Genomic DNA, 14,020 nt, shown 5'->3' with positions numbered 1-14,020 from the left:
TGAGAGTGTCTGACTCGTCACCAACACGGGCCAACGGTCAGCACGTGGGAAGACGTTTCAGCGCCCCTGACCGCGGGCCTCGAGCACCGCCTTCTGGATCCGATCGCGGACCGCGGCAGCCTGTGGGGTCGGGGTCGGGCCATAAGCGTCTTCGACCTGTTGGAAGACATCTTCCATACCTGCGGGATCGACGTCGACGGGCAGGTCCTCGATGGCGGCGAACGCCGGTCCGATATGGTCCATGAAACCGCGGATCCCGGCCTCTCCCCCGCCGAAGTGCATGCCTTCGAACTGGCCGATGGCCGACCAGCGCAGACCCAGCGAATTCTTCATCACTGTGTCGAGCCCCTCGGCAGTGACGACGCCGTTCTGCACGAGCGAGATCGCCTCTTTCATCAGCGCATTCTGCAGCCGGTTGCCGACGAATCCGCGGATCTCGCGCCCCAGCACCACCGGTTCGCGCCCGCAGCTGCGGTAGAACTCGACCGCGGCCTCCACGGTCTCCTGGGAGGTCTGCGGCGACGGCACGACCTCGACGAGAGGCATGAGGTGCGGTGGATTGAACGGGTGGCCGACGATGACGCGGGAGGCCGCGGACTCGGGCAGTGCGGCCGCGATCGTTGAGGCCGGGATCGTCGACGACGATGTGGCGAACACGGCCCCGGCCGGAGCCGCCTCGGCGATCTGAGAGAACAGCACGGGTTTCGATTCCGGATCCTCGGGACCGGATTCCTGGACGAAGACGACACCTGCCACTGCGGCCTCGACGGATTCGGCGAGTTCCACGGTGCCGACTTCAGAGGCCAACTCATCTTCGGCGGAGGCATCAGCGGTGACGTCGGCCTGTAAGCCGGCGACCACCTCGGCGAGGTCGGGACGCGGGTCGAAGACCCGCACCGTGTACCCGCTGCGGGCGAAGAGGAAGGCGAACGATCGGCCGATGGTTCCGGCGCCGATGACGGCGACTGTTGAGCTCATGCGACCAGGCTATACCCGCCCCACCTGCTCGAGCGGCGGAGTTCACTGGGGCGTGCGAGGGCATTCACCCAAGCGTGCGGCGGCAGACACCTGCCCGTTCGCCGTAGTCGAATCGTTGCCGTGTGCCTCCCGCCGAGGTCGCGTCCTGGTGGCACAATGTCACCATGAGCGCGAACCCAGAACTGAGAACAGTGGACTCGGAGATCATCGCCCTGGCGGAGGACGAATACGCCGCCGCGGCCGAGACCGCACGCATCAAGGTGCGCGAGATCCACACCGCCGACGAGGCGGCCAAGGCCTCACTGCTGCTCGACGAAGTCTGGAACGTTGACGAGACCGGCACGAACGTGTTCGAACCCAGCCTCATCATCGCCTTCGCCCACGCCGGCAACTATGTCTCCGCTGCGTACAGCGTCGACGAACCCGACGAGATGATCGGTGTGACCATCGGCTTCTTCGGCCAGCCTCTGGGTTCGGTCATGCACTCGCATATCGCCGGAGTCCGCCATCAGATCATCGGTTGCGGGGCCGGATCCGCGATGAAGCTGCACCAGCGTCTGTGGTGCCTCAACCTCGGCATCACCGAGATGACCTGGACTTTCGACCCGCTCATCGCCCGCAATGCGTACTTCAACTTCCAGCGTCTGGGCGTCGGAATGGTCGAATACCTCGAGGACTTCTACGGGCAGATGCGCGATGGGGTGAACTCCGGCCAGGCCAGCGACCGGATGATGGTGTCCTGGCCGCTCGACCGTCCGGCACGCGCCTCGGTCGTCGATCCCGGATCGGCGTTCCCCTGCCTGCGCGCCGATGACGACGGGGAGCCGCTGCTGAGCGAGGTTCCGAAGGAGACCGAGTTCGTCTCGCTGGATTTCCCCTCCGATATCGAGGACCTGCGCGGACAGGATGCCGATCTCGCCAGCCGCTGGCGACTGGCGCTGCGCACGGCGCTGACCGGGCTCGTCGGCGACGGCTGGGTCGTCGACACCTGCCTCAAGGGCGGCACCTACCTCCTCCACCACCCCTGAGCGTTCACCTTCGCTGCCCGTTCGCCCGGCGCGGCGAGCCTGCTCGCGCTGCCGGCAGCTGTCCCGTTCACCTCGGCGTCACCTGATACGTGTTCACTGAGGTGTTCACCTGAGCGAAGCGGAGGACCGATGAACAGTGATACGGCGGCCACACAGCCGCCTGGTCCGGCGCCCCTCGCCGAGGTGGCCGGATCGTTCCTGCGCCTCGGCCTGACGTCGTTCGGCGGTCCCGTCGCCCACCTAGGGTACTTCCGCGAGACCTTCGTCAGCCGCCGTTCTTGGCTGGACGACCGTGAGTACGCCGACCTCGTGGCCCTGTGCCAGATGCTGCCCGGCCCTGCGTCGAGCCAGGTCGGCATGGGACTCGGGCTGCGCCGTGCGGGCCTGCCCGGGCTCGCGGCCGCGTGGGTGAGCTTCACTCTGCCGTCGGCGATTCTGCTCACCTTCTTCGCGTTGGGGCTCTCGGCCTTCGGTGACCTCGGGGATGCCGGGTGGCTGCTCGGGCTCAAGGCTGCCGCGGTGGCCGTCGTCGCCGGTGCCGTGCAGTCGATGGCGAAAACTCTGACCCCGGATGCTCGTCGTGCGAGCATCGCCGCTGTCGCCCTCATCCTCATGCTCGTCATCCCGGATTCGATGGTGCCGACGGCGCTCGTCCAGATCGCCGCGATCGTCCTCGGCGGAGTTCTCGGCCTCGTCTGGCTGAAACGGCCCGACGAAAGTGGGAAAGAGCAGGAATCCTCCGCCGAGGCGGCCGCACCCTACACAGCGGTCGATTCCAATTCAGTTTCCGCCTCCGAGTCAGCAGCTGCCGCGGTCGGGCCCCATTCCCCCGAGAGCCGCATCGCCTCCCGCGGTGCCAGACGGTTGGGCATCGCCTCCCTCATCGCCTTCGCCGCTCTGCTCCTCGGACTGCCCGCGCTCACCGCGGCGACCGGGGATGCGACCATTCGCCTCATCGATATCTTCTATCGGGCCGGGGCCCTGGTCTTCGGCGGCGGTCATGTCGTCCTGCCGTTGCTCGAAGCCGAACTCGTGCCCACCGGTCTGGTCGGCCACGACACGTTCCTCGCCGGCTACGGTGCAGCACAGGCCGTTCCCGGTCCGCTGTTCACCTTCGCGGCGTTCCTCGGAGCGTCGATGACGACGGGACCGAGCGGCATCCTCGGTGCCGGTATCGCCCTGTTGGCGATCTTCCTTCCGGCGGGTCTGCTGGTCGTCGGGATCCTGCCGTTCTGGGAACGGCTGCGTGCCTGGGAACCGGCGACGGCGGCACTGACCGGAGTCAATGCCGCCGTCGTGGGGCTGCTGGGGGCCGCGCTCTACGATCCTGTGTTCGTCGAGGGGATCACCTCGCCTGCGACCCTGGCGCTGGCCGTCGCCGCCTTCGTCGCCGGGACCATGTGGAAGGTCCCGGCGTGGGCGACGGTGATCGGCGCCGGGGTGCTCGGCTGGCTGCTGCTGTGATCGGTCAGGCCCGGGGCTCGACCGCCCCTGCCCAGATCAGCCCCTGCCTAGCTCAACCTTGCGATCAGGACTCTTCCCAGTCCTTGCGCAGCAGCTTCTTGTCGAGTTTGCCCACCGAGGTGCGCGGCATCTCCTCGACGACCCTGACCTCGTCGGGCATCTGCCACTTGGCAAAACGAGCACTCAACGTTTCGACGATCGAGTCCCGGGTCACCTCGGTGCCGGGGTTGGCCACAACGTAGGCGACGGGCCGCTCATCCCACTTCTCGTCGGGGACGCCGATGACGGCGGCCTCGCTGACGTCGGGGTTGTCGAGGATCGCGTTCTCCATGTCGATCGACGAGATCCACTCGCCTCCGGACTTGATGACGTCCTTGAGTCGGTCGGTGATCTTCAGGTAGCCGTACTGGTCGATGGTGCCGACATCGCCCGAGCGCCACCACCCGTCGAGGAACCGGTCGGCGTTGTCGGGCAGCTGGTAGTAGGACTCGGTGATCCAGGGTCCGCGCATGAGGAGCTCGCCCATGGACTTTCCGTCGCGTGGCAGCTCATTGCCCTCGGGGTCGACGGTCTTCATTTCGACACCGATGATCGGCAGGCCCTGCGAGCGTTTGAGGTCCCACTTCTCTTCCTCGTCGAGGTCTAGACCGGGACGGATCTTCCAGTTCGTCGACGCCAGCGGGGTGGTTTCGGTGGCACCGTAGCCGTGGATGACGTCGGCCCCGGTGACCTCCTTGAACCCGCGCATCATCGACAGCGGCGGCTCGGACGACCCGGAGACGAGACGGACACCGCTGAGGTCCGGGGCCTGCGGCATCTTCTTCATCATCTGCAGCATCGGCCCGAAGATGGCGGGGGCGCCGTTGGCCAGGGTGACCTTCTCCTCGACGAAGGCTTGGGCGATGGCACCGAATTCCTCGGCGGCGAACTTGCCGGGCAGGACGAGCTTGGCGCCGGCGGCCACAGCATTCTGCGGGAAGCCCCACGACAGCACATGGAACATCGGGGTGATGGGCATGACGCAGTCGTCGAAGTTCGCGTGGAGTGCGGCCAGACCGCCCATTGTGTGCAGGTAGATCGACCGGTGCGAGTAGTACACACCCTTGGGGCGGCCGGTTGTGCCGGTGGTGTATCCGGCGTAGGCGGCGGTCTTCTCGTCGACGACGGGCCAGTCGTAGGTCTCGGACTTCTCCGCGATGAGGTCTTCGTAGGAGACGACGCTGGTCAGGCTCGTCTCGATCTCGGCGATCGGCTTGTCGGTCATGACGACCCAGCCCTTGACGTCGAGCTTCGGGGCCAGCGATTCGGCGACGGTCAGCAGCGATTCGTCGACGAAGATCCAGTCCGACTTCGAGTGGCTGACGACGTAGGCGAGGTCCTCGGGAGCCAGGCGCAGGTTGAGCTGGAGCATGGTCGCGGCCACACCGGGCACGGCGAAGTAGAGCTCGAGGTGGCGGCGAGAGTTCCAGTCGAGGACTCCGACCATGGAGCCGGCGCCGACACCGAGGTCGGCGAGGCCGTGGGCGAGCTGCGCCATGCGCTTGAACTCGTCGGCGTAGTTCGACCGGCCCCAGGATCCGTCCGAACGGCGGTAGACGACCTCGGCATCGCCGAAGACGGTGGCTGCATGGCGGATGAGGCTGGTGGTGTTGAGCTGGTAGCTGTCGCCCAGGGTGGACGGGATTCCTGTCAGCATGAGACTCCTTCGTTCGTGCTCCGGTTCCTCCTCGTCGCTGTGGCCGCGACGGGAGAAGAATCGTGATCGCCGGTTTCGTGGTGGGCGGTCGTCACCATCACATCAGGTGGGGAGGCGGTGCGGATGCAGATGCCTTGATTCGTGGTCAAACAGTTATCAACCGGTCTGCGGTCCGGCCGCTATGGACCAGCGTGCGGTCTGGCAGTCATGAACCGTTTCGTCCGCGCCGACCCACAATCATTCCCCGGTGAAGCCGGGTGCCCTCTTGTCGAGGAAGGCGGCGACCCCCTCGGCGAAGTCGTTGCTCGCACGCAGCGCATCCTGTCCTTCGACCTCGCGGGCGAAGGACGCGTCGAGTTCGGCCAGGCTGGCCCGGTTGATCGCTCGCTTCGAAGCTGCCAGGGCACGGGTCGGGCCCTGCGCGAAGACCGCGGCGACTTCTCCGGCACGTTCCAGGTGGCTTCCACCCGGAACGACCTCGCTGGCCAGTCCCCAGTCGAGGGCGTCGGCGGCCTGCAGCTTCTCTCCGGTCAGCGCCAGGCGCAGGGCTCGGTGTCGTCCGGCCGAGGCAGCGACCAGGGCAGTGGAGCCCCCGTCGGGCATGAGCCCGATCTTCGTGAACGGCAGCATGAGATAGGACTTCTCGCTCATCACCAGATAATCGCAGGCCAGGGCGAGGGAACAGCCGATGCCGGCTGCCGGCCCGGACACTGCGGCGATCGTGGGGATGGGCAGGTCGAGGATCGCGGCGATGATCTTATTCGCCCCGGCGAGGTCGATGCCTTCGCGCTTCGCCACTCCACCCTGCAGGTCCGCTCCGGAGCTGAAGGACCGTTCGCTGCCGGTGAGGATGATGGCACGGGATTTCGCGGCCGCCTCGGTGACAGCCGTGCCGATGGCCTGGAATGTCTCCTCGTTGAGCGCGTTGAGGCTCTCCGGACGGTTGATGGTCACGGTCGTGACATCGCCGCTGACTTCGGTGAGAACGCTGGTGGACAATGCGACTCCTTCGTACGAATCCGATGATCCGGGTAGCTTTCGGGGCTTCTGCTTCCGTCCGCTCTCGGGCGGGCGGAAGCATCTACCGTCACTTTAACGTACGTTAAGTTGATCTGCGTCACACGCCCGAGCAGCTTCGTTCTTCGCCGAGAAACGGGTCAAGCGTCGAGAAACGCCCGCCCACACCCGTGTCTCGGCACGCAGCCCGTTTCTCGGCGGAATGCGTCGTGCTCAAGCCAATGTGGCGTCGAGCTGGGCGGCGGTGAGTTCCCGGTCGGCGAAGACCAGGCGGACGGCGGTCGGGTCGGGATTGCCGGCGTCGGGTGCGCGGTGAACGAGCTCGAGGCCGAGCCTGCGAGCGACCTCCGCCGAGGCGGTATTGACCTCGAGCAGATACGCCACGACCGGCAGCTCCGGGTCGATGTCTGCCGCGGCCTCCATCGCCTCCCGCGAGACCGCTGTCGCCAAGCCACGCCACTGCGCTTCGGGCCGGAACCGGTATCCGAGGTTCCAGAACGCTCCGGGTGTGCCGCGTGAGGCACCGGGGCCGGAGACTCCGCGCAGCGAGCAGCCGCAATGGCCGAGGATGTCCCCGCCCGGTTTCTGCCTGACCATCCAGGGTCCGATTCCGTCGAGTTCCCACTGCGAGGCCAGTCGGACGAGGATCGCTTCGGCCTCTTCCTCATCGGTCAGACGGCCACTGGGCAGGTGCGTCCAGACCCGCGGGTCGGAGTCGATGGAGAAGAACTGGTCGAGGTCGTCCGCGCTGGGTCGGTCGAGCACATAGTCGGGCGTCTGCCTCATCAGGCAAGGGCCGCCTCGAGGTCGGCCCAGAGGTCGTCGAGGTTCTCGATGCCGACGCTCAACCGAATGAGCCCCTCGGGCACTGTCGCCGGTTCCGAGGGGTGTCGGCGGCGCCGTTCGATGAGGGATTCCACCCCGCCCAGGGAGGTCGCCGGCGTCCACAGTCGGACCGCCTCGGCGATGGCGGTGGCCTTGTCCGCGGTCGCGACGGTGAAGGAGATGATCGCGCCGAATCCGTTCATCTGCGCGGACGCGCGGGCGTGGCCGGGGTCGTTCGGCAGGCCCGGGTAGCGGGTTTCGACGACGGCCGGGTGGGCGGCGAGGCGCTCGGCGATGACCTGGGCGTTGGCCTGCGCGCGGTCGAGGCGCACCGCCAGGGTGCGCAGTCCGCGCAGGGCCAGCCAGACCTCGAAGGGACCGGCGATTCCGCCCCGCATGGATCGTTCCGTGTGCAGTTCTTCGCGCAGTCCGGTGCTGCTGGTCACGACCGCACCGAGGACGACGTCGGAGTGCCCGGCGAGGTATTTCGTCACCGAGTGCACGACGATATCGGCGCCCAGGTCGAGCGGAGTCTGCAGCAGCGGGGTGGCGAAGGTGTTGTCGACGGAGACGAGGAATCCACGGTCCTTGGCTGCCGCGGTCAGCGCGGGAACGTCGGCGACCTCGAGCATCGGGTTCGTCGGCGATTCGATCCACAGCATCCCCGGGGATGCGGCTTCGCCCGCCGTCGCGTGCCCCGCTTCGTCGAGGGCGGCGATGACCGCCTCGGTGTCGGCGATATCAACGGTGACAAGGTCGAAGTTCTGCCGCCCAGCGATCTGCTCGGCTGAGGCGAGCGCTCCCTGGTAGCTGTGGGTGGGGATGATCAGGGTGCCTCCGGCGGGCACGAGGCTGATCACGGCCGAGATCGCCGCCAGGCCGGAGCCGAAGACCAGTCCGGGCAGGCTCGCATGTTCGAGCTGACCGAGCGCCTCTTCGAAGGGCGTCCATGCGGGAGTGTCGAAGCGGGCATAGGCATATGGCGAGTTCGAGATGTCGCCCGCGCTCACGAAGGTCGAGGACAGATCGATCGGCGGGTTCACCGAGGCGCCATCGACGCGCTGAGGTCGTCCGGTCTCGACGACGATGGTGTCCGGAGCGAACTCGGGATGACGGGCGGGAGAGGAGGCTGGCTCGGGCTGTGTCATGTCCCCAATATATGCCTCACCGCATCACACGGAATCGACAGCGATATTTCGGACACTTTTCCGAAACTCTGAAGGGTTCGCCCGGTGTCCGCTGCTTCGGACGGCGCGGAGACTTCGACCTGCTCGAGCCCCCTTCACTTAGGCCCCTTCACTCGGGTCCCGTCGTTCGGATCCTGTCACTCGAGACTGTCGATCATGTGCTCGAGCAGCAGACGCGCCCCGGGTGACTGCCGTCGGTTCCGGGCCCATACGGCGTGGAGCTCGCGGGTGAGGTCGACGTCGTCGGCCACCGGCAGCGGCACCAGACGTCCGGCTCGGAAGTCATCGCGCAGGGCGAGTTCGGACAGAACGGCCGGGGCCACGGATGTGGCGGCGGCAATGCGCAGGGCGGAGTTCGATCCGTACTCCCCCGCCACGCGCACTCCTCCCGCTCCGAGCAGTGCCGAGTCGATGACTTCCCTGGTGCCCGAACCGATCTCACGCACCAGCAGCGGCACCTGCGCCAGCTCCTCGGCGGTGACCGGCTTCGTCCAAGCGTGGGCGAAGTCCGGGGCACAGGCGATCATGAGTCGGTCACGGCCGACCACCTCGGCGTTGAGGTCCTGCGGCAGGGACACGGATTCGATGAGCCCGAGGTCGCAGGTCTGCCGGCGCACCCGGTCGATGACGGTCGCGGAGTTCTCCACCGACAGACCGATGTCGATCGTCGGGTGTGCGGCACGGAAGGTCGTGAGGTGGTGGGGCATGAGGTATTCGGCGACCGTCAGCGAAGCGCTGACCTTGACGGTTCCGGCGCGGGCGTCCTGGATCGCGCGGGCCCCGGCGTAGAGCGTGTCGTAGGCTTCGATGACATTCGATGCCCATTCGGCGACGGCGCGGCCCTCGACGGTGAGTTCGGTGCCCCGCGGAGAGCGCCGCAGCAGCGGCACCTTGAGATCGCGTTCGAGGTTGCGCAGGCTGCGGGAGGCATTCGGCTGGGCGAGATCGAGTTTCGCCGCGGCCTGGCCGATCGACCTGGCGTTGCCGCTGAGGGCCACCAGCAGCCCCAGAGCCTGGAGCTCGGGCCAGTTCTTCATATTCCCGAGGTCGTGCATATGCTCATCATGACATATCAGATCCATATGGGTTGCTAAGAAATCACCGTCTACTGCGACCGTGCAGGCGTTGACAGACTGAAGTCATGAACCGCTTCGTCTCCCTCTTACCCGGACTCGCCGTCGCCGCTGCAGCCACGGCCGTCGCGTGGCCGATCTCCATGCTCGCCCCCGTGCTCTCACCGCTGCTCGTGGCGATCGTGCTCGGAATCCTTCTGGGCAATCTCGTGCCCAACCTGCCCGAGGCGTTCATGCCCGGACTCAACTTCGCCGCGAAGCCGCTGCTGCGCCTGGGCATCGTCGCCCTCGGCGCGCAGGTGGTGCTCGGCGACATCCTCGACCTCGGGTGGCTCGTTCTCGTGCTCGCCGCCGTCATCGTCGCCGCCGGCATCCTTTCGGCCCTGGCCCTGGCGGGACCGCTCAAGGTCGACCGCCCCCTGGCCGTGCTCATCGGGAGCGGATTCGGCATCTGCGGTGCCGCCGCCGTCGCCGGAGTCGAGTCGACTCTGAAGTCGAAGAAGGAGGATGTGGCGGCCGCGATCGGCCTCGTCGTCCTCTTCGGCACCCTGATGATCGCGATCGTGCCCGGACTCTCGACCGCCCTGGGTCTGTCCCCGGAGACCGCCGGAATGTGGGGCGGTGCCGCTACCCATGAGGTTGCCCAGGTCGTGGCGATCGGCGGGATCATCGGCCCCGCGGCCCTCGAGATCGCCGTCCTCGTCAAACTCGCCCGCGTCATCATGCTCGCCCCCACCGTCGCCGTGTTCAGCTACGCAGTGCGCCGCAGCGAGGACAAGGCACTGACGAACACCGGCACCGAGGCGGCCGCCGGTTCCACCGGAACCTCAGCAGCCGCGGGGTCGACTGGAGAGAGCAACGGGTCGGGTGCATCGGCCGCGGGGGCGGTATCGACCGGTGGGCCGGTGTCGATCGCGGCGAAGCAGACTCCGGCGCAGGGCAAACGTCCGCCGATCGTTCCGCTCTTCGTCGTCGGCTTCCTCATCATGGCGGCCCTGCGCACCTTCGGCCTGCTGCCCGAGATCGCGGTCACCGGTCTCAGCTGGATCCAGACAGTATGCCTGGCTATGGCGATGTTCGCCCTCGGCCGCGGAGTGCAGTGGCGATCACTGAAGAACCTCGGCGCCCGGCCGATCGCCCTGGCCGCACTCGTCACGATCATCGTCGCCCTCATCGCCCTCGGCGGAGCCATCCTCCTCACCTAACCCTCCCCAATTGCTACCTGACGGCGGCCCAGCAACCTCGCGCGAGGTTGCTGGGCCGCCGTCAGGTAGCAATTGGGGAGGATTTTCCGTCTATCGGGACTTTCCGACGGATCGGACACGCCTCAGCGGTACCCGCCGGTAACACTGGTAGTCTCTCAGCGAATCAGCCAGCGATGCTCAGTGTCGCTTCAGCCTTCGCAAGGACATCATGCTCACTCAGATCATTGCTCTGCTCATATTCGTCGCCCTCTTCGCCATCGGCGCTGTCCGCGGCGTGCAGATCGGCGTGCTCATGCTCGTCGGCGCGGCCGGAACCGGGCTCCTCTTCACCGATATGGCCATCGACGACATCATCGCCGAGTTCCCCTTGGACATCATGATCCTGCTGGCCGGGGTCACCTATTTCTTCGCGATCGCGCAGGAGAACGGGACCGTCGACAAAATCATCGACTGGGCCCTCGAACGCGTCGGATCCTCGGCGGTGCTGCTGCCCGCGGTGTTCTTCGTCATCACGGGCTGCATTGCGGCCATGGGTGCACCGTTGGCGGGACTGGTGATGATGCCCGTGGGAATGCAGGTCGCCCGCAAGTACGGTGTCGACTACGCGCTCATGGGACTGGCGATCTGCTTCGCCATCGGCGCCGGCGGCTTCGCCCCGACCAGCCTCTACGGAATCGTCACGTACTCGACCGCCCACGATGCCGGCATCGACCTCTCCCCATTCCTGCTCTTCGGAATCGCCGTGGCCGTCTACCTCGTTATGCTCGTCGTCGCCTACTTCATGTACGGTCGGTCGCTGTTCTCGAAGACGACGGTGGCGGCCGCCGAGCATGCTTCGGCCGGGAGTGCCCAGTCGAAGATCTCCCGCGGCTCCGCCTCGGCGTCGAGTGTCGCCTTCGGTGAGGATGACGAAGACGAAGCGCTCTTCGACTCCTCCACCACCGACGTGGCGGGAGAATCCAAGCCGTTCACCTTCGTACAGATCCTCACCGTGATCTTCATGGTCGGCCTCATCGGCACCGTGGTCGTGCTCGCGGCCCTCGGTCAGGAACCGGACATCGGCCTGCTCTGCTTCATGTTCGGAGCGATCCTCGCGCTCGTCGACCCGAAGACGGGCAAGGTCGCGATCCCGAAGATCGACTGGCCGACCGTGCTGCTCGTCGGCGGCATCATCACCTTCGTCGGCGTGCTGCAGAACATGGGAGCCGTCGACCTGCTCGGTGAAGGCGCCGAGTCGATCGGTTCGCCGCTCATCGCCGCTTTCGTCCTCTGCATCGTCGGCGGCCTGGTCTCGGCCTTCGCATCGACGACGGGCATCCTCGCCGCGCTCGTGCCGCTGGCTCTGCCGCTCATCGCCGCGGGTGGGGTTCCCGGCTGGGCACTCATCGCGGCTCTGGGCGTGTGCTCGGCGGTCGTCGACGTCTCACCGTTCTCGACGCTGGGTGCCACGGTCGTCGCGACCGCCCCGGTCGAGGACAAGCCGCGCCTGACCCGCATCCTCGTGAAGTTCGGCATGTCGATGGTCGTCATCGGACCGGTCGCGCTCGTCGGCGGCCTCGTCGTGCCCGCCATGATGTTCTGAGGCTGAGCGCCAGGGCCAGGTTCCAGGGCCTCCAAGAATAGGTCAGCATCGGTCACTTTTCTCCAACAGAAGTGTCCGATGCTGACCTATTTTCCGACTGCAACCCGTTCTTCGGCTGCAACCACGCTTCTGCCGCCCCTCAGCTCAAGGGCTTGGCCAGCAACACGAATTCGAGGTCGTCGACCTTCGGCAGACCGAAGCGTTCGTCGCCGTAGGGGAAGGGCTCGATTTCGCCGGTGCGCACGTAGCCGCGGCGTTCGTAGTAGGCGATGAGTTCGTCACGCTTATTGATCACGCTCATCCGCATCGACGTCGCACCCCAATGTTCGGCCACCCACGCCTCGGCGAGGCCGATGAGCAACGACCCCAGCCCTTTGCCCTGTCCCAGCGGAGAGACGGCGAGCACCCCGAGGTAGGCGGCCCCGTCTTCGGGCTCTCGCACATAGACGCTGGCCACGGCACGACCCTGATCATCGCGGGCGAGCAGGATCTGGGAGTCCGCCTCGGCGAGCATGTCCTCGGCCATCGGACCGTCGAGCCGTTGTCCCCCGAGCAGGTCCGCCTCGGTGGTCCACCCCTGTTTCGATCCCTCGCCGCGGTAGGCCGAAGACACGAGCTCGACGTAGTCGGGAATGTCGGCGGACGTCAGTTCGGTGACCTCGAATCCGACTGCGCGCAGCTTCTGGCGGTGCGCGTCGACCAGGGTCGCCGAGGGGTGTGCGGTCATAGGTGGGACTCCTTCAAGATCGTCCGGTCGGCTGCGTCAGACCAGGCTAGTCGCTTCCTCAGAAACAGAACTATAGTGTCAGTTGTCAGGACAGCGGCGATCGCCGATCGAACGCCGACGACCATCGCGCAGTGCCGCCGGCACGGACATTCGGGAGGAATGACCATGGACATCGACATCTCGGGAGAGACCTTCACCATCACCGAGGATGCTGCGGCCAAACGCTTCACCGTCTCCCACTCCGGAAAGGTCATCGGTCTCGTCGATTACATCGACCGTGAGGCGAGTGCCGATGACGCCGCCGACGGCCCGGTGCGCATCTTCACCCACACCGAGGTGTCCCCCGAGTGGGGCGGCCGTGGCTTGGCCGCCAAGCTGGTGCGCTATGCACTGGAGACCAGCGCCGAGGAGGGGCTGAAGTTCCGGACGACGTGCTCCTACGTGCAGAATTTCCTGGTCAAGAACGACGAGTTCGACAAGTTCGTCGCCTGAGCGTCACGCTCGGTCTCGTCAGCTCCCTGCCCGGGGACGTCAACTCGCACCCCAGAGTCGTCATTACGCAGTGACCGGGCCTGCTTCGCTTAATTTCGCGGGCGTCAGCGGTTCGCCGCTGGCGCCTTCTTCTGCATTGCCCACGATGTTCGCGCTCTCGACGATCTCCTGTTGACGGTCGTGTCCGGAGACGAAGCGCAGGACGAAGATCGCCCAGGCGGTGACTGCCACGATGATGACCGCGGCGACGAGTGACCACAGCAGTCCTGGGTCATTGACTGCCAGCTGTGGGATCTCTCGTCCGGGGACTGCAGCGGCAAAGATGCCTGCGATCAGTGCACCCAGATAGGAGCCGACCATCATTCCGATGTGGCGGCGGACATTGCCACGGCGGATCGCGATGACGCCGAGCGTGGTGGAGATGAAGGTCCAGATCGCCAGGGCGTGGAAGAGCGTGAAGGAACCGGTGAGCGAGTAGATGAACATTCCGCTGGTGCACACGAAGTACATGAGAATGACCCAGGACCGTCCGATGAAACGGTGCTTGCGGTCCTTGGTGCGGCGGATGATCTGGATGGGTCCCAGCAGGACGACACCCGTGGCGGCGATGGCATGGATGGCGATGAAGAGTGAGAACATGTCATTAAGATAGTGTCACTAACCAAGTGGGGCAACATGGATAGTGAACGCCGCTTCCACTATCCATTCACCGTCGTCGAGGACGAAACCTGCAAAAGCAACCCGCA

At 66.3% G+C, this 14,020-nt stretch carries 13 protein-coding genes; 5 read left to right on the top strand and 8 right to left on the bottom strand.

Going from position 1 to position 14,020, the window contains the following annotated elements:
• Window positions 1-57 precede the first annotated feature (57 nt).
• A complete protein-coding gene (locus HIM68_RS05265; protein WP_172170391.1) occupies window positions 58-978 on the bottom strand; it encodes a 3-hydroxyacyl-CoA dehydrogenase NAD-binding domain-containing protein in 921 nt (306 codons plus the stop codon).
• Window positions 979-1,142: 164 nt separating this feature from the next.
• Between HIM68_RS05265 and HIM68_RS05260 the strand changes: the two genes are divergently transcribed.
• Together HIM68_RS05260 and chrA are read left to right on the top strand one after the other, a co-directional pair.
• Window positions 1,143-2,006 carry a hypothetical protein gene (locus tag HIM68_RS05260; RefSeq protein ID WP_172170389.1) on the top strand — a complete coding sequence of 288 codons (864 nt, stop codon included), beginning with the start codon at window positions 1,143-1,145 and terminating at the stop codon, window positions 2,004-2,006.
• 129 nt (window positions 2,007-2,135) lie between these two features.
• Window positions 2,136-3,470 carry a chromate efflux transporter gene (gene chrA, locus HIM68_RS05255; protein ID WP_172170387.1) on the top strand — a complete coding sequence of 445 codons (1,335 nt, stop codon included), beginning with the start codon at window positions 2,136-2,138 and terminating at the stop codon, window positions 3,468-3,470.
• 64 nt (window positions 3,471-3,534) lie between these two features.
• Here the strand turns inward: chrA and HIM68_RS05250 are convergent, their stop codons facing one another.
• The 5 genes from HIM68_RS05250 to HIM68_RS05230 form a co-directional block, all read right to left on the bottom strand.
• A complete protein-coding gene (locus HIM68_RS05250) occupies window positions 3,535-5,166 on the bottom strand; it encodes a long-chain-fatty-acid--CoA ligase (protein WP_172170385.1) in 1,632 nt (543 codons plus the stop codon).
• A gap of 237 nt (window positions 5,167-5,403) precedes the next feature.
• Window positions 5,404-6,165, bottom strand: coding sequence for an enoyl-CoA hydratase (locus HIM68_RS05245; RefSeq protein WP_172170383.1), 762 nt, complete (start codon window positions 6,163-6,165; stop codon window positions 5,404-5,406).
• 231 nt (window positions 6,166-6,396) lie between these two features.
• A complete protein-coding gene (locus tag HIM68_RS05240) occupies window positions 6,397-6,969 on the bottom strand; it encodes a GNAT family N-acetyltransferase (RefSeq protein WP_172170381.1) in 573 nt (190 codons plus the stop codon).
• Window positions 6,969-8,156, bottom strand: coding sequence for a PLP-dependent aspartate aminotransferase family protein (locus tag HIM68_RS05235; protein WP_172170379.1), 1,188 nt, complete (start codon window positions 8,154-8,156; stop codon window positions 6,969-6,971). Before HIM68_RS05235 ends, HIM68_RS05240 begins: the two co-directional genes overlap by 1 nt.
• A gap of 176 nt (window positions 8,157-8,332) precedes the next feature.
• Window positions 8,333-9,250, bottom strand: coding sequence for a LysR family transcriptional regulator (locus HIM68_RS05230; protein WP_172170377.1), 918 nt, complete (start codon window positions 9,248-9,250; stop codon window positions 8,333-8,335).
• 86 nt (window positions 9,251-9,336) lie between these two features.
• Between HIM68_RS05230 and HIM68_RS05225 the strand changes: the two genes are divergently transcribed.
• Together HIM68_RS05225 and HIM68_RS05220 are read left to right on the top strand one after the other, a co-directional pair.
• A complete protein-coding gene (locus HIM68_RS05225) occupies window positions 9,337-10,473 on the top strand; it encodes a putative sulfate exporter family transporter (RefSeq protein WP_172170375.1) in 1,137 nt (378 codons plus the stop codon).
• 208 nt (window positions 10,474-10,681) lie between these two features.
• A complete protein-coding gene (locus HIM68_RS05220; protein WP_172170373.1) occupies window positions 10,682-12,055 on the top strand; it encodes an SLC13 family permease in 1,374 nt (457 codons plus the stop codon).
• 139 nt (window positions 12,056-12,194) lie between these two features.
• On the opposite strand, the gene HIM68_RS05215 is transcribed toward HIM68_RS05220, so the two are convergent.
• A complete protein-coding gene (locus HIM68_RS05215) occupies window positions 12,195-12,782 on the bottom strand; it encodes a GNAT family N-acetyltransferase (RefSeq protein ID WP_139468186.1) in 588 nt (195 codons plus the stop codon).
• A 165-nt stretch (window positions 12,783-12,947) separates the two neighbouring features.
• On the opposite strand from HIM68_RS05215, the gene HIM68_RS05210 reads away from it, so the two are divergent.
• A complete protein-coding gene (locus HIM68_RS05210) occupies window positions 12,948-13,274 on the top strand; it encodes a GNAT family N-acetyltransferase (protein WP_172170371.1) in 327 nt (108 codons plus the stop codon).
• Window positions 13,275-13,337: 63 nt separating this feature from the next.
• On the opposite strand, the gene HIM68_RS05205 is transcribed toward HIM68_RS05210, so the two are convergent.
• Window positions 13,338-13,913, bottom strand: coding sequence for a DUF2306 domain-containing protein (locus HIM68_RS05205; protein WP_172170369.1), 576 nt, complete (start codon window positions 13,911-13,913; stop codon window positions 13,338-13,340).
• Window positions 13,914-14,020: the final 107 nt, after the last annotated feature.

The sequence above is a fragment of the Brevibacterium sp. CT2-23B genome (assembly GCF_013168765.1).
GTDB lineage: Bacteria > Actinomycetota > Actinomycetes > Actinomycetales > Brevibacteriaceae > Brevibacterium > Brevibacterium sediminis.
This window is presented reverse-complemented; position numbering and strand designations above follow the sequence as displayed.